Source organism: Komagataeibacter saccharivorans, assembly GCF_004348195.1.
Taxonomy (GTDB): Bacteria; Pseudomonadota; Alphaproteobacteria; order Acetobacterales; family Acetobacteraceae; genus Komagataeibacter; species Komagataeibacter saccharivorans.
Map to the genome: position 1 here is coordinate 39,026 of NZ_CP036406.1, position 15,564 is coordinate 54,589.

Genomic DNA, 15,564 nt, shown 5'->3' on the forward strand with positions numbered 1-15,564 from the left:
AAATAAGAAAGGCGACCCGTGGGGCCGCCTCTGCATGGTAGATCGTTTAAAGGGATTTGCGTAGTCGGGCCAGCCGGTCGGCTATCGGCCCAAGCGCTACCGCCACGATTCCAGTGAGCAGGCAGAAGGGGACGGCAATCGTAAGGATGGAATGGGTCAGGTCCATGTTTCAGTCCTCCTTTGTGTCATTATACGGGATATAGAGCAGGAAAAGCAAAGAAACGATTTCGAGGACCACAGCCGCACAGAGCGCCAGCCCTGCCCGATGAGGCTGAAAGACTCCGACCCCGGCGAAAAACGGCGTTATCAGGCCGACCCCGACGATGCCAATGGCGACATTCTGAAAAACCGTTGCAGCGGCCTTGAGCCTGTCTTCCCTGTGCTTTGGCGTCTGGGGCGGGGGAAGGATTGCCCGCAGGATACGGCGGGCGGTGGGGTAGGTGTCTGGCATTTTGTGTCCATTTTGGCACGGAAGGGGTGCCGGGCCGTCTGGCCCGGCTGACTGGATCAGAAGCCCAGCGCGTCATTCCTGAGCGCCGCCGCCTGTTCCGAGACGCTGCGGGCGTTGCTGGCCACGTAGGGCTGCCACGCCTGCCCCATCAGTTCTTCATATGCGGCGCATGCTCCGGCGGCGATGCAGGCAAGGGCGTAGGATTTTGCGGCGTGCTGCGCTGCGATTTCACGCAGGCCATCCACCCGGTTTGCACCGCCATCAATGCCCATGCGATCCTCGTCGCGGTGTTCGTTGGTAAAGGCGTTGACGGCATCCCGCGCGATCTGGCGGCGCTTTTCGTAGAACTCGGCCGCGCCATAGGCGGACCGGACGACGCCATCAACCACGCGATCAAGGTGGATTTTGAGGCCCTGATAATTTGGTTCCCCGCGATACATGGTAACAAGGATCGGGCCCAGCGCGGTGTACTGGTCGCGAATCATGGTGCTTCCCAGCCCGGTCAGCTCGTCGGCATCTCCGGCCTCGATGCCAAAGGAGGTTACGATCTTCGCCATCTGGTCGTCATTGGGCGCGAGGTCCAGAACGGCTGCCAGCGAGGGGGCGGCATAGCCCTTTGCACGGGCGCGTGCTTCGTTCGCACGGCGGGCCTCGGCGGGAGAAGCCTTGCCAGCGGTGGCGTTGTGGGCGATGGTGGTTGCAACGTCGGACATGAAACTAACCTTCATTTCTGGCGCAGTCCCGGCGTGGTGTTCGTAGCACCTGCCGGGGCGCTTGAGCCGGAAGGGCCAATCCCTCCCGACAAGAAAAACTTAGTACGAATACCCAAGCATAGCAAGAGAGAAGCCGAAGAAAACGGCTAATAACGTCCGTTTTTATTTGTTATATTCGGATATTTTTTACTTGAAAACAAATAAACATCTGTCGTTTTACTAGACCATATCCTGCCGGGGTGCGGGGCGGCGGCGCCCGTGACGGTGACGGTAGTGGAGGGGATGGAGGCGTTTTTCTGAGCCACATCCTGCCCCCGGGCAAGACGGTGGCCCGGACAGGGAGTCAGGACCGAAGCGGCCTGAGCAAGCCGGTCGGCCTGCGCCTGACGCGGGGCAACGCCCTGCGGCAGGCGCGGGACGGCAAAGGTGCCGCGAGGGTCGCGAAGCCGCGCCAGCGGGGCCGAAGGCCGTCTTGGCGCCCTGGCCGGGACACTGTCACACTGAAGCTGGATGCGCGGCCGTAATCCCCGCAACGGGCCACCCTGATACGCCGCAGGCGTGTCAGGGTGGTTGAGGAGGCGTCCCGCTCCCCGTGCCGTTTTTCGACTTCATGCCGATCATGGACAAGGATGTGGGGGAGCATTAGCGCGAATGCGGACAGACCCCGCAGGGGGCTGGACTTCTCCTGGCGGCGCAGCCGTCTGGAGAAGCTTGGCGAGCGAACCCGAAGGGCCACCCGTATTCAAGAAGATCGTACGTCCACGGTTTCTGAACCGGACGGGACCTGCTCAGGCTGCCTTGCGCAAAGTGAAATCTACATGAACGGCGTCATAGGGGAACAGCACGCGACCGCTTTCGGTACGGTCGAGGACGCCGGCCGACAGGAGAGCCTGCACGTCGCCATGAACGGCCTTGACGTCACGTCCCACCCGGCGGGCGACTTCGCGGATGGTCATTTCACCCTGCCCGGTCATAGCCCTGAGTATATCCCAACGCTTCGTGGTCAGGACACGCCACAGGAGATCCACACTGGCGAAACTGATGAACTCCCCCACATGTTCACCACGGAACGCGGCGGCTGCCCGCCGCCTCGTGTCCTCCAGGGAGGATATTCCAAGAGTTACCGTTCTCACTGTCTTTCCCTCCAGGTTTCCACGTCTTTCCAGAAATCCGCCAGCAGCTCCTCGATCCCGAAGAAACGGTATGGAACTTCGTTTTCGGCGATATGCTTGTGATCACCCTTCCCCGCTTCATTGTCGTAGCGGATCACGCAGGCGCCATCCGCAACGAAAGCGAGGCGATATCCCGTCCCTGTACTTTTGCGACATCAGAGGTTAACGTATGGAACCCTTCCGCCCAGCCTGTTTCCCGGAGCGCGCAATGTCGGCCCCTTCCCCCAACCGTCGCCCCATTTTCTGTACGCTCTACCATGTTCTTGGGGCGCTGTGGCACGGCGTAGCGGCCTATTTTGCGTGCCTTGTTGTGCTGTTCGGGATCTGTGGGGTCGTGGCAGATTTCGTGATACGGGGCGTCGACCTGCGCGCGGATATTCTGCTTCCCCTGACCTACTGGCTTCGGGGTCATACAGGCCTTGCGCTTTTCGAGGCCGCAGAGGACAATCTGATCCGCCTCGATACGATCATCCATGCGCTGGCGCTGGGCTCGGCGTTCGCCGTAGCCACCTACCAGCTCCTTCGACGCGATCAGGCCACGACGCAACGCAAATTGCGCCCTCGTTGGCGCGTGCCAGGTTGAGCAGGTAGTCAACGGCAGCACTGGAGTGGCGCAGGATGGGCAGCACACCCACGACAGCGGCGAGTTGGGCGGCGGCGATCTCCGCCACATATCCTGCCTGTCTTCGCTAGCCTTTTTGGACGTGCGCTCCATTTCCCTTTTTCCTCCTGCTACGCTGCCGCCACGGGGCAGCCGATGCGCAGATGGAGGGAGGCGTCACAGGCGATCATGGCATGCGCAGCACCGCAGCACCGCAGCACCGCAGCACCGCAGCACCGCAGCACCGCAGCAAAGCGAAGGACCCGGCGCAGCCGGGTTGCAAGGATCGACGACGCCTCCAGACAGACGCGTCGGTCGCCCCGTGGCGGCTCATTCAGCCGTGTCTTTCGCTTTTTTGCTCCCGTTGACGGTTATCGTCACAGGCGGGTCAGGCGCTGCAGTGATTGCATTTTTTCGTCTTCTTGGGGGGGGAGAACGAACCCGCTGCGCGGGATTGGTGCGGTGTGCAGGTCTGTCACCACGGCGTGAGCGATCTGTTTTATTTGGAACTGTCCTGATCGGGCCAAGCACTCTGGCTTCTTCCCACCAGAAGGAGCCGGATGATGACAGAGTCCCTGTGCATTGCTGCAATCAGTCCCCTTCGCCAGCGCCTGCTTGATGACATGGCGGTGCGGCGGTTCTCCCGGGAGACGCAGCGCAATTACCTTCGCGATGTCGGCCGTTTCGCCACGTTTCTGGGCCGCTCACCCCACACGGCAACAGTCGAGGATGTGCGCCAGTTCCAGATTGCGCAGAACGCGGCTGGCATGCCGACACCGACCATGAATGCCATCGTGTCGGCGCTGCGGTTTTTCTTCACCCAGACGCTCGACCGCCCCGACCTTGCACGCAAGCTGGTCCGGGTGGCGCAGCCCCGCAACCTGCCCGTCGTGCTGAGCCGCGATGAAGTTGCCCGGTTGCTCAACGCGACCGTATGCCTCAAGCATCAGGCCGCCCTGTCGGTCGCCTATGGGGCAGGCCTGCGGGTGGCCGAGGTCGCAGCTCTCAAGATCAGTGATATCGACAGCGAGCGCATGCTGCTCAGGGTCGAACGGGGCAAAGGGGGACGATATCGCAACGCCATGCTTCCGGCAGACCTTCTGCCCCTGCTGCGGGAGTGGTGGAAGGCCGGACGCCAGCAGGGCGTGATGCATTCCGGTGGCTGGCTTTTTCCCGGGCAGGACACCATGAGGCCCATCAGCACACGGCAACTCCATCGTGTGGTTGTCGATGCCGCGCGGGCTGCTTCGATCACCAGACGTGTGGGGCCTCATACCCTGCGGCACAGCTTTGCCACGCACCTGCTTGAGGATGGTGTCGATGTCCGAGTGATCCAGGTTCTGCTGGGTCATTCCCGCCTGGAGACCACGGCCCTTTATACAAAAGTTGCGACACGGACCGTGCGGGCCGTCATCAGTCCGCTCGACAGACTGGGCATGCTGGCGACAACGCAGGCGAGGCCCGACGGCTGATCCCCGGGCGGGGGCGGTCGTGTCCGCCTCCCTCGAACTGGGGGACATCTTCCGGGCTGCCGGCCCTGCCTGGCGGTCAGCACATGCCGGCCGTCTCCCCCTGCAGCAGCTCAAGGTCATGTCGGCGATCGAACACTGCCGCACGGCGGCCCTTGGTGGTCATGTCGCGGCCTGCGGAGACTGTGGACATTGGCGGATCGCCTATAACAGCTGCCGCAACCGTCATTGTCCGCGCTGTCAGGGGAACGCCGCGCGGACATGGCTGGCCGAGCGGGAGGCCGATCTGCTGCCGGTCGGGTATTTCCATGTCGTCTTCACCCTGCCGACGCGGATCGCCGACATCGCACTCCAGAACAAGGCCGTTCTCTACGCCCTGCTGTTCCAGGCTGCCTCGGAGACGATGATGACGATCGCCGCCGATCCCCGGCATCTGGGCGCGCGCATCGGCATTACCGCTGTGCTGCACAGTTGGGGTTCGGCGTTGACCCACCATCCCCACGTGCACATGATCGTGCCGGGTGGCGGTCTCTCGCCCGATGGCCAGCGCTGGATCTCGTCACGCCCTGCCTTCCTGCTGCCCGTTCGCGTGCTGGGCAAACTGTTCCGCCGCCTGTTCCTGACCCGGCTGCGCGCACTTTTCGATGCCGACCGGCTGGTCTTCCGGGGCCATCTTGCCCCTCTGGCAGAGCGTCGTGCCTTTCTGCGGTATCTGGCTCCTGTGCGCAGCAGGCGCTGGGTCGTTTACGCCAAGCCGCCTTTTGCCGGCCCCAAAGCGGTGCTGGCCTACCTGTCGCGCTATACCCACCGCGTCGCCATCTCGAACCGTCGCCTCCTGGCGTTCAACGAAAAAGGTGTCACGTTCCGCTACAAGGACTACAGGCGGGACACGGCCCACCAGCAGCAGGTCATGACGCTCGCCACGGATGAGTTCATCCGCCGCTTCATGTTGCATGTCCTGCCACGGGGATTTCATCGCATCCGCCATTATGGCCTGCTGGCCAGTTCCAGCCGCAAGGCCAGTCTGGCCCGGGTGCGGGAACTGCTGAATGTCATATCCACACCAGCGCCAGAAGTCCCGGAAGCCGAACCGGCCACGCCACCGCCGTGCCCATGCTGTGGTGGTCCGATGGTCGTCATCCAGATCCTTCCCCGCTGGTGCCAGCCCCGAGGACCACCACGGGCGACTGATCCGGCCGGGGGATCACCATGACAGCCCGCAGAGATTACAGCATGACCGATCCCGATATCGGAGTGGCATCGCTCCGACAAACCGTATCTCCTGTACGCATCACTGGAAAACCCGGGAAAATCGCTGCCTATACTGCCAGTTCTGACATCGCGTCATGCAGATCCGGTCACAAAAATCCGTTCCAGTTCCACAAACGCACCTGTATGCTCTGGCTCAGCCTCTCCCCCGGGGTGGCGCCAGTTGCAAATTCCCCATAACTGAGTCCCGGTGTCGCGGGTTCGGTCTTCCCAGACTTTCGTACGCCTGGCGGCGCCCGAAACCCTTCAGGACAGCGGAAGGTCTGCTTTCTAGCGAAAAATTCGAATAGCTGTCGCAACGCCTCACAGATTGGCGGCTATGCATACGGAAAGGCGTACAAAACGCTAGAGAGTGTTATGTAATTTTGTGCGTGATTAGTTCAGTAATGCTGAATGACGGAAGTTCGCAAGCCGTGTCCCTCTGACGTATCAGACGAAGAGTGGTCGTTGGCTGTCCCGTATCTGGTTCTGATGCGAGAGGGCGCGGAACACCGGCGGCATGATTTGCACGAACTGTTCAACATCTGACCTTTTATATTATTAAAACTTACAAACCGGTATTATTGAAAGTTTTTCAAGTAATTCTTCATCTGTTACAGATTTCCTATAATACTCAAACATAATACGGCAGCTCATGAAGTCAATCTCATCCACTTGACCTATTTTTTTAACAAAGTTTTCTTCTTTTAATATGAATGAATTATCCACTCCAATTTGAGACAATTTTTCTAATCCATTGCCTTGACGTGGTTCTATACCAAGTCGACCGCAAGGAGCTTTCCAACCTTCTTTCACACTCGAATACAACGGCAAAGCTATTCTAAGATTGTTTCTGATACAAAAAACCACGCTCGGACGAGAACCTTTTCCTTCTGAGAATATTTCCCCACTGACTTTTTCGATGGTTTTTTTAAACAGTACAACATCTCGAACATCAACGGTCATAAGTTTATTCTCTGTCATATTGCGCTCCAATGATTATTTTTATCCACAGAAAAACTGTCTTCTATTTACAAAAACCACTTTTCATATCAATTAGGCCGTATATTACTTCGGACGCCTATGTCCGAACAATCTCCAGAAAGCGTTAAAAACCGGCGTAAGCGTCTCTACGGTGATACTTTCAAGTCGTGAATAAGGGAGAGCCGCCTCGTCGCGGTATGCTGCGGTTCCATGAAAATTGTCGCGATGGAGATTATATCCTCTAATATTGAGGATCGTGATAGCTACGAACCACGGTCCAGAAATGCCAACCTGAATTAAGCGATTTGCTGCTGTCATCGCTTGATCACACAGGCCATCTTCGAACTGCTTGGCAAAAACGAGCTGCGCTTCGGTCTCCGGTGATATCCGGCGGGGACCACCAAGTCTCCATGCCGCCTCAACGCGGCCAGATCTGTGCGTATGGGCATATCCTTCGACAATGGAATCGCCACTTTCATTTAGGAGCCCGTGGATAAGCGTTCCTTCTAGCGTAGTCATCCACGATGTGGACGCAGGCCGCTTCAGGTAGGGCTGCTGGGAATTAAATTCGTCAAGTTCAACTTCTCGCATTTGTCGAAAGTAGTCCAACGGTGTCAAGGACAACACGGCAGCCGGCAACGCCCCGATCGAAAACGGCATATTCCTGCCTTTGGCTGCAGCGACAGCTTCCTCGTGGATTGCGGTCAAACGGTTGACGAGACGTTCTTCGCCGGCAAAAGCTACCCGCAGCTCTTGGATGTCCATTTCATACTTTCCCGCACTGTTGCGGCGATAAAATTTACCACCTTTACTTATGACTGCGCGATGCGGAGCAATCATACTCGCTGGTATCCTCATAATAATGACCAGCTTCCCAGATGTCAGTCTCAATGCGCGTGATCGTATACCCGCTACACGTGGCTCCAGACCATCTCTGATAATGCTCTCCAGTCGTAGGATTTCTGCATCCACGTCGGTCACATTTATGCCTGGAAGAGCATTTGCTTGCCCAGCCTGACCCGCCACTCCAAGGAGAAGGTCACCCCCTTGTGTGTTCGAAAAAGCAGAAATATCAGAAAGTAACTCGCGTTTTGCCTCATCATTCTTGCCGTAGGTCTCAGACTTGAATTCGATGTAAAGGTCTTCTGCGACCGCATCTTCTACGAGCGAGCTAATATGTTCTTCTTTAATATCTTCAAATAACACATCTCTTAGCACTTAGATTTCCTCCTGCCGATAATCTTTGTAGCTATGTAATTCCCGCTATCTCTTAGGGTTCGAGTAATTCATATCAGTGGCTCAGAATACACAAATTGAGAGCGTTGCGGAGCAGTCTTACCGACGATCCGCCGTCCGCTTTCCAACTATTGTTAATATGCCGCCTTCGTCCGACATGAGGCGACCACCGCTGGTCTGCTTCATGTGCGTTGAACTGACAGACAATTTTGTGCGGGGGAAGAGAAAGAGTCTGCTGTCCAGGAGAAAATATGAATTGCTAGTCATTCCAATTCTTGTCTTAGTGGTTTTTTCGTGTAGGTGAGATATGAATATATCGGACAATAAGACTTTAACTCATACCATAAAATAGGCAGACCAATGCATTGTAAAAAAAAATCTATCATAAAAAATATATTTCAGAAAAATAAATTATTACATTCAAAGCATACGCAAAAAGACATTAGTGATTTTATACGCCTAGCAATTCCTAATATAAAAGAAATATCTGATTTTATTTCCATAAAAATTAAATCAGAACAGTGTATTCGCATGTCAGTAGTAATTAACAAGACACGTATATCCAACTACGATGTGGAAATTGTTATAGATAACGATCTTACAAAAGATAAATTTAATATAAAGGAAATAAAGGGAGAATGCTCACAGTATGAAGCAATGAAAGTAACTATAAAAGGACTTGCCCATCGTCACGGAAAAGATGACAGGTTCTATGATTCTGTCAATGAAACCCAAGAAGAGATTTCATATCGTATTTTTCATGTTGTGATTCATGAGCTTGTGCATGCGTTGCAAATTCAATTCAATGAAAACTATTTTCGTGATGGTCATGGATCAAATGCTGTTAGACTAGGGCGAGAAGCAGAACGGGCCGAACACAAAAATTCTTGTTATAAAGAATATAAATATCTTAATTACCTCAATTGTGAGAGTGAACATGAAGCTCATTCGTATCAAATGGCTTCAGAAGTATATATTACACATGTTACAAAACTTTCAAAAAACGAATATAAACAAAAAGCAAAAAATTCTGACTTGGCAGATCACATATATAGAAAAAAAACTGGAAAATTTTGTCCTATTAGTAGATTTATATTTTGGTATTCATTGAATCGTCTTGTAAAAAAATCATGGAAATTTTATTCTACATTGTAGTTTATCTATAAAGTAACGATAGCAACGTATAATTTATTTAAAAATTACCTATACTTATAAAATTCACAATATGAATATAGGATCAGTCGCAGGTAAGTTAGTTGACGAAAGTTGGTTATGCTTATGTTGACACCCAAAAACGGAGTTCTCAAGCATCTCTAACCTCTCGTGGATGGATAATTTTTTTATGTCTGCTGTAGATAACATCCTGCACAGCTTTCTATGTCCGACATGAAGGCGAAACCAGTCATCTGCGTCAGTGGTCAAGTGGCCCGGGGTTTGCGGTTCATGCGATGCTACGGCAGCTTGGGGCATGGTCCGTATTTTCATCGATTCTGATGCCTGCCCCGTGAAAGACGAAGTGTATCGTGTGGCCGGGCGCTATGGCTTGCATGTTTTCGTTGTCTCCAACCGGATGATTGCGGTGCCGGAATCGCCGTTAATCGAGCGCGTAGTGGTAGATTCAGGACCTGACGTCGCAGATGACTGGATTGCCGAGCGCACCGTGAACAGGGACATCGTCATTACGGCGGATATTCCACTGGCGGCGCGCTGCGTTGAAAAAGGCTCGTACGTTCTCGAACCGAAGGGGCGCCGTCTGGACCGTGATGCGATTGGCATGGCGTTGGCGATGCGCAATCTGATGACAGATCTGCGCTCGGTGGGCGTTATGACCTCGACCGGGACTGCGTTTGGGAAGGCGGATCGATCTCGCTTCCTCTCGGAACTCGATACGTTGGTTGTAAGGGCGCGCAAGCCCCGATGTGGCCCGAATGCCGGCTAATGCATTGCAGTCCGTTTGAAATTCCACCCGGAAATGTCCGGTTCCAGGTTGACTGGATGACCCGTTGAGCGACCGAAGTGAAAGGCCACTGCAGCCTTTTCCTCGTGTCATACCCACATATTTTCTAATGTGGGTATGTATCCTGCGGGAGGGATCCGCTCACGCGTCTGGCTGGTAGATTTTGATCTGACGTCAGATTCAGCATAGAAAATGCGCCATAAGACACCCGAGCGCCGCACCACTGAACATCCCAAAGCGTAAAAAATGCCGCAACCGGCCAACGACCGGCATGGATGCACGGATGTCGCGCAATTCACGCCCGGCCCAAAGTCCTGCCACAAGGGAAACCAGAACAACCACCACCAGTAATGGCCATGTCATGGGCAGGAACGGCGCATGGACGAAGGGAATGACGGCCGTACCCAGCTGATCGACGGCTGAAAAACCATCGAATGCATCACTCGCCAGGAGAAGACACAGCGCGGCAATCTGTGTCCCGCGCCGGTCCGCACCCCCGGTACCTCTATGGGGGACATTTTCCCCAAAGCTGTGAAGCCTGATGGATATCTGCAGGTGCGCATCACATCTCGCTACTGGCGAGCTGCCGCCTGCCATTGGAAAACCGAAACCTGCGGCACCGCGGGGCAATGTTTGCATCGACAGGCTCCCTTACATTCCCAGCGCACGGCGATAGAGATCCAGAAGCATCTCGTGCTCTTCCACAGCCGCAGGCTCCAGCCTGCGGATCCGGATGATCTGGCGTATGGTCTTCACATCAAAACCTGCCGATTTTGCTTCGGTGTAGATGTCCTTGATGTCGCCAGCCAACGCCTTGCGCTCTTCCTCAAGGCGCTCCACGCGTTCAATTATGCTACGCAGCCGGTCGGCCGCGATCCCACCGACGGCAGCGGCACCCGCGCCGCCATCCGCTTCACCCTCATCAAACATGAGAGGACCCTTCCGTATCTGTTGTAAAAACCCGACATTCCGGACGGGGATAGGTCTCATGCCCCGTTTCAAGCTGCTCCAGCCAGCGCGACGAGCGCGGCTCCAGCGCGCCTCCCCGGTCAAGGTGGCGCAACAGGGCCGTGCGGTGCGCGCCCATCCGTTCAGCCAGCAGCCGGGTCGACCAGCCGATAACCGTAATCGCCCGGTACACCTCTCGTCCCCGGTAAGGCGGCCGGTTGCCCGTGACATTGATCGACCGGGCGAATGGCGAAGAAAACCGCTTATGGATGGCACGCAACGCGCACAGCCACGCGACGAATTCCGGATCGGCGGGCTCCCCCGCCGCAAACTCCCCGACGCGGTTGCGGCTGAATCCTGACCGCCGGGCCGCCTGACGAAGCGGCCAGCCGATATCGAACAGACAGGCACGGATGAGGGTACCTGCCCTGATCCGCCGACCACTGTCGTAACGCCCATTCGCCGCAGGCACATGCCGCAACGGGAGCGGGAGTGTCACCGCCGCCCCGTCAGGCATGGGACAGCACATCAGCAAACACACGGCCCGCCGCGCCACGACGCACATGGGATGCCATCCGGCGGCTTACCGGACGGTAGCGGCCCGGTATGCGGCTTTCATGAACCACCCCTTCACCTTCAAGGGATTCGAGCGCGCGCTCCACCTCCCTGACGGGCAAAACCAGCTTCTCCGCCAGTTCGGAAGGCAGACTGCCTTCCCTCGCCAGTTCCGAGAGGGCCGCAAACACCATGTCCTTGACCGGTGATGCCACGACCTTCCGCGTCGCAGGCATCCATGGAACACGCGCGTAGACGCTGTGGCCCATGGACGCGATTTCCCCCGCCTCCACCATTTCACCAAGGACGACCGGGAATGCACCGAGGATCTCGGCTGGCAGTCCCTTCCTCAGTTCGAGGACTGCATGGGGACCTGCCACGAGCGCGTTACGGACATGGGCGAGTATCAGCCCCCGCGCCCGCTCCCGGTCTGTCTCGTTCATGCGTGCATATGGCACCGGCACTGGCCGGCGCACCGAACGTCGCGCCATTTTTTCCTCCAGGTTTGTATGCCTGAAGTATGGATCGCTCGTTTGTGGGTGCGGACAGGGACTGCAGGATCGCGTCGCGCACTCCCTTTGCGTCATGGTGACACGCCTGTCCGGATCAGGGGGGCCTTACCTCTCGGCGGTAGCCCGATCCCCCTCCACTCCGGTATCAGCCTGCTCCGCAAGCCGGGCTGCGATGATCCGGTCGTAATGCCGTATCGCCCGGTCGGTCAGATAGGGATCGAACATCCTGCCCCGCTCGCGCAAAAGGATTGAGCGCACCACATCCATGGGCACAGGTGGCTTGTAGCTGCGCCGGGAGGCCAGTGCGTCGATGAAATCGGCAATGCCGACGATACGTGCCATGACCGGGATATCCGGCCCGGCCAGACCATGCGGATATCCACTTCCATCCCAGCGTTCGTGATGCAGCAGAACGCAGTCCCGGACGATGCGGGGGATGTGCGAGACATGCCTGCCGACGATCGCCATGCCGTAAGCGGGATGGCGCGTCATGATCGTCCATTCGGGGGCTGTCAGCCGACGCGGCGCATACAGGATGGCAGGCGGAACCCACCGTTTGCCGATATCATGCAGCCGGGCGCCAATAAGAAGCAGGTGGCGCAGTCCCGTGGGCAGACCGGCGGCATCGAAAACGATCGGCGCGATGGCGGCAACCCGGTTCCCATGTCCATCAAGTTCCCGTCCCGCAACCTGTGCGAGCTGCATGAGCCTTCCATGGGCATAAGCCGGCGAACCGCCCGCATATGCCACACATGTATCGAGAGAGTTTTTCATGATGGCAGTATTTCCCGCCCGGTTGTGGGTCCATGCAGCCGGGCAGGAAAAAAGGGCGTCACACGCGCCGGGTGCGTCTTTCGCCCTCCCGGCGATGATCGCCGCAGAACCAGTGCGTCACGCCCTGGCGGTCGGCGCACCCGAACGCTGCACCTTCGCCACAGATTTCGCATTGATGGGCCCATGCGTGGCCCGGCGTACGGGGCGCCGTCGCCTCGGTCTGCATTGCGGGCTTTCCTGTAACGGACATGCTGACGGCGTTCCTTCCTGCATTCAGACCCTGTGCCCCGACGGGGACGAGGCCGTGCCACTGAGGCGGTTTCTCAGCCAGCCACGGCATAGGGCCCGGGGTGGTATTTCCGACAGGAATACCGAAGGTTCGGCAAACCTGCCACCTCGCCATGCACACCAGGTGACCGCGACGCGCCGGCGGCCCCGCGTCAGGGCGACATAGGCCAGCCTGCGCTCCTCATCAGCGTCCGGATTGGTGGCGGACGGAAACAGCCGGTCTTCCCAGCCCATCAGGAAGACATGGCCATATTCCAATCCCTTCGCGGCGTGGATCGTCATCAGGCGGACCCGTCCTTCTCCGGATGCCTGCCCCGAGACCGATCCAAGTGCCGCATGATCGAAGAGATCCGCAAGGGTCGCGAACTCAACACAGAGACCGACCAGTTCCTCAAGGTTTTCCAGCGCGGCGCGCCCGTCCTCACCCGCCGCTCGGTACATGTCCGCATACCCGGTCCGGTCAAGCAGTTCACGGATACGCTCTGCCAGCGGGGCATCCCCCGACGCGCTGATTTCGCGGATGGTGGACAGGAATGTCCGCACCCTGTCAGCAGACCTGCCCCGTGCGGTGCCAAAGAGCTGCTCGGCCGCCCGAAACAGCGACACATAGTCCTGCTCCGCCACCGCCTCGATCTTCGCCAGCGTTTTTGCGCCAACCCCACGCGCGGGCTGGTTGATCACGCGCCGGAACGCCTCATCACTCTGCATGTCGTCCGGGCATGAGGCCAGCCTGAGCAATGCCAGCGCATCCCGGATGACCCCGCGCTGCCAGAATGCGGTGTCATTGACCAGTTCGTAGGGAATTTTCGCTTTCAGAAGCTGTTCTTCGAGCAGGCGCGACATGAAATTGAACCGGTAGAGGATCGCGATGTCGTCGGGCGCCACGCCTTCGAGCAGGCGGCGCCCGAGTTCCAATGCGATGCCCTGCGCCTCCTCGAGACCGCCACTGAATTCCATGGTCTCGATCGGGTCCCCTGCCCCGGTTGCGGTAAACAGGGTCTTTTCCAGGCGACCGGAATCAAGGGCGATCACGGCATTGGCCGCCGAGAGGATATGTCCCGTGGACCGGAAGTTCTGTTCCAGCGCGATCATCGTGCCGCCGGGAAAGTCATTCAGAAAATTGCGGATATAGCCCACATTGGCCCCACGCCAGCCGTAAATCGACTGCGCGTCGTCGCCTACCGCGAAGATCTCGCCATGGTCCCGGCTGAGCAGCTGCAGCCACTGGTACTGGAGGCGGTTCACGTCCTGAAACTCATCGGCAAGGATCGCGTCAAAGCGACGCCCCCAGTCACGCCGGTAATCCTCGTCACGCTGCATCGTCACCGTGGGCCATAAAAGCAGGTCGCCAAAATCGGCCATGTTCGCTTCACGCAGCGCTTCCTGATAGGCCGGGTAGAGGGCCGCAGCCAGATGCCACGCCATGACGTCTTCGGGCGTCTGGCCCGGATAGCGCTGCATCAGGGCATCAACACCCGCGGCGGCCTGCTGCGGAAGCACCAGATCATCCTTGAACAGCGCAATGCGCGTGGTGACGGACTTCACCCGCTGCCGGAACGTATCGCCGTCCTGCGCGTCCAGCGCCCCGTCCGCCATTGCCGCCTGCAGCAACCTGCGCACGATACGCCTGCTATCCTCGGCATCGGCGATACCGAAGCCGTCACGCAGCAGCGCGATGTCGGGGTCGGTGCGCAGCTGGCGACGGCCATGCGCGTGGAAGGTGCCGATCCATCCGGGGGCACGGTCTACGCCCACGGCATCCGCAATGCGGCTGCGCATTTCCTCGGCGGCCCGGTTGGTGAAGGTAACGGCAAGGATGCGCGAAGGTGCGATATTCCGTCGCCCGATACGGTCGACCACGCCGGCCACCAGCGTACGGGTCTTGCCGGTTCCCGCCCCGGCCAGCACGACAACCGCACCTTCCTGTCGCGCGGCCTGGCGCTGCGGCGGCGTCAGCCCCGCCAGCATGGCCTCACCGGGAAAGGTCTGCATGCCCGCCATGGACCAGTTCCTCCACCATATCCGCCTGCGCCGCATCGAGATCCACGATCCTGCCGTCGGGCAGCAGCAGCGTCACGACCCCGCTATAGTCCCAGCGGTCATCGCGGTCCTTTTCACCCCCGATGACAAGCCCCCGGTAACAGTCCGCCCCGAAGCGCAGTTCAACAAAGGTCTGGGGGAAAACGCCGTCTCCACTGACCGCAGCCCCGGCCGTCCACTGGCGGACCAGCCCCGCCTTGCGCGCCCATTGGAATGTCGCGCCTACAAGCTCGGCCTGCAATGCAATCAGATCCGGACGAAGCGGACCGACGCCGGGCACGGTGCCTTGCGGACGTATCCGTCCGGCCCGTCCGGATATCTCCACAAACTTCCCCTGCGCGTCGCCATCACAGGTGAACAGGGTAAAGCTTCCGGCCAAATCCCAGCCCTTGCCATCCCATGTCCCGCCTACAACGAGGCCCGTCATACTCGACTCATCGCCATCGCAGGCAACCAGCACCCACGGGATGTCATTGCCCAGACGTGGCGTCCGGACCAGATGCCTCGGGGCATCCGGGTGGCGAAAGAACGCCTCCAGCAGGGTATCCACCGCTTCACCGAGATTGGTCAGCAGGGAAAGTTCGTAGGCCACGCGGGCCTGGTCAGAACCGGTCAT

Annotated in this window: 18 protein-coding genes and 2 pseudogenes; 6 read left to right on the forward strand and 14 right to left on the reverse strand. The window is 58.1% G+C overall.

Features of this window, described 5'->3' with window-relative positions:
* Positions 1-169 precede the first annotated feature (169 nt).
* From KSAC_RS15365 to KSAC_RS17375, 4 genes and pseudogenes are all read right to left on the reverse strand, one after another.
* Positions 170-451, reverse strand: a complete 282-nt coding sequence (locus KSAC_RS15365; RefSeq protein WP_132306625.1) for a hypothetical protein — start codon at positions 449-451, stop codon at positions 170-172.
* A gap of 56 nt (positions 452-507) precedes the next feature.
* Positions 508-1,164, reverse strand: coding sequence for a hypothetical protein (locus tag KSAC_RS15370; protein ID WP_132306627.1), 657 nt, complete (start codon positions 1,162-1,164; stop codon positions 508-510).
* A gap of 788 nt (positions 1,165-1,952) precedes the next feature.
* A complete protein-coding gene (locus KSAC_RS15375; protein ID WP_132306629.1) occupies positions 1,953-2,297 on the reverse strand; it encodes an HVO_A0114 family putative DNA-binding protein in 345 nt (114 codons plus the stop codon).
* Positions 2,294-2,467 (reverse strand): annotated as a pseudogene (locus KSAC_RS17375) (toxin-antitoxin system TumE family protein); the annotation flags it as partial. The pseudogene KSAC_RS17375 and the gene KSAC_RS15375, both read right to left, overlap by 4 nt.
* 77 nt (positions 2,468-2,544) lie before the next feature.
* Between KSAC_RS17375 and KSAC_RS15380 the strand changes: the two are divergent.
* The 4 genes and pseudogenes from KSAC_RS15380 to KSAC_RS17610 form a co-directional block, all read left to right on the forward strand.
* On the forward strand, positions 2,545-2,919 hold the full coding sequence (locus tag KSAC_RS15380) for a hypothetical protein (protein WP_132306631.1): 375 nt from the start codon (positions 2,545-2,547) through the stop codon (positions 2,917-2,919).
* Between the two features lie 578 nt (positions 2,920-3,497).
* Positions 3,498-4,409 (forward strand): tyrosine-type recombinase/integrase, encoded by a 912-nt coding sequence (locus tag KSAC_RS15385; protein ID WP_006560376.1) that lies wholly within the window; start codon positions 3,498-3,500, stop codon positions 4,407-4,409.
* Between the two features lie 19 nt (positions 4,410-4,428).
* On the forward strand, positions 4,429-5,619 hold the full coding sequence (locus KSAC_RS15390) for an IS91 family transposase (protein ID WP_053323893.1): 1,191 nt from the start codon (positions 4,429-4,431) through the stop codon (positions 5,617-5,619).
* 449 nt (positions 5,620-6,068) lie between these two features.
* Positions 6,069-6,197, forward strand: a pseudogene (locus KSAC_RS17610) (IS5/IS1182 family transposase); the annotation flags it as partial.
* 18 nt (positions 6,198-6,215) lie between these two features.
* Here KSAC_RS17610 and KSAC_RS15400 read toward each other — a convergent pair.
* Entirely contained in the window at positions 6,216-6,638 is a 423-nt protein-coding gene (locus tag KSAC_RS15400) for a hypothetical protein (RefSeq protein ID WP_165927369.1), read from the reverse strand.
* Between the two features lie 84 nt (positions 6,639-6,722).
* Positions 6,723-7,856 carry an AlbA family DNA-binding domain-containing protein gene (locus KSAC_RS15405; RefSeq protein ID WP_132306635.1) on the reverse strand — a complete coding sequence of 378 codons (1,134 nt, stop codon included), beginning with the start codon at positions 7,854-7,856 and terminating at the stop codon, positions 6,723-6,725.
* A 378-nt stretch (positions 7,857-8,234) separates the two neighbouring features.
* Here KSAC_RS15405 and KSAC_RS15410 point away from each other — a divergent pair, with 378 nt between their 5' ends.
* Both KSAC_RS15410 and KSAC_RS15415 read left to right on the forward strand, forming a co-directional pair.
* The gene (locus KSAC_RS15410; protein WP_132306637.1) at positions 8,235-9,029 is read left to right on the forward strand and encodes a hypothetical protein; all 795 of its coding nucleotides are present in this window, start codon (positions 8,235-8,237) and stop codon (positions 9,027-9,029) included.
* Positions 9,030-9,342: 313 nt separating this feature from the next.
* Positions 9,343-9,813, forward strand: a complete 471-nt coding sequence (locus tag KSAC_RS15415) for a YaiI/YqxD family protein (RefSeq protein ID WP_132306639.1) — start codon at positions 9,343-9,345, stop codon at positions 9,811-9,813.
* A gap of 198 nt (positions 9,814-10,011) precedes the next feature.
* On the opposite strand, the gene KSAC_RS15420 is transcribed toward KSAC_RS15415, so the two are convergent.
* The 8 genes from KSAC_RS15420 to KSAC_RS15455 all read right to left on the reverse strand — a co-directional run bounded on the left by KSAC_RS15420 (position 10,012) and on the right by KSAC_RS15455 (position 15,564).
* Positions 10,012-10,470, reverse strand: coding sequence for a hypothetical protein (locus tag KSAC_RS15420; protein ID WP_132306641.1), 459 nt, complete (start codon positions 10,468-10,470; stop codon positions 10,012-10,014).
* A 12-nt stretch (positions 10,471-10,482) separates the two neighbouring features.
* A complete protein-coding gene (locus KSAC_RS15425; protein ID WP_007396083.1) occupies positions 10,483-10,761 on the reverse strand; it encodes a DUF2312 domain-containing protein in 279 nt (92 codons plus the stop codon).
* A complete protein-coding gene (locus KSAC_RS15430; RefSeq protein ID WP_132306643.1) occupies positions 10,754-11,278 on the reverse strand; it encodes a transcriptional regulator in 525 nt (174 codons plus the stop codon). Before KSAC_RS15430 ends, KSAC_RS15425 begins: the two co-directional genes overlap by 8 nt.
* A gap of 10 nt (positions 11,279-11,288) precedes the next feature.
* Positions 11,289-11,777 carry a hypothetical protein gene (locus KSAC_RS15435; protein WP_225063437.1) on the reverse strand — a complete coding sequence of 163 codons (489 nt, stop codon included), beginning with the start codon at positions 11,775-11,777 and terminating at the stop codon, positions 11,289-11,291.
* 174 nt (positions 11,778-11,951) lie between these two features.
* Complete coding sequence (locus KSAC_RS15440) at positions 11,952-12,551, reverse strand: HD-GYP domain-containing protein (protein ID WP_165927370.1); 600 nt, start codon at positions 12,549-12,551, stop codon at positions 11,952-11,954.
* Between the two features lie 127 nt (positions 12,552-12,678).
* Positions 12,679-12,870 carry a hypothetical protein gene (locus KSAC_RS15445; protein WP_132306646.1) on the reverse strand — a complete coding sequence of 64 codons (192 nt, stop codon included), beginning with the start codon at positions 12,868-12,870 and terminating at the stop codon, positions 12,679-12,681.
* A gap of 23 nt (positions 12,871-12,893) precedes the next feature.
* On the reverse strand, positions 12,894-14,909 hold the full coding sequence (locus tag KSAC_RS15450; protein ID WP_243705407.1) for an ATP-dependent helicase: 2,016 nt from the start codon (positions 14,907-14,909) through the stop codon (positions 12,894-12,896).
* Entirely contained in the window at positions 14,881-15,564 is a 684-nt protein-coding gene (locus tag KSAC_RS15455; protein WP_132306648.1) for a hypothetical protein, read from the reverse strand. The genes KSAC_RS15450 and KSAC_RS15455 overlap by 29 nt, the downstream gene beginning before the upstream one ends.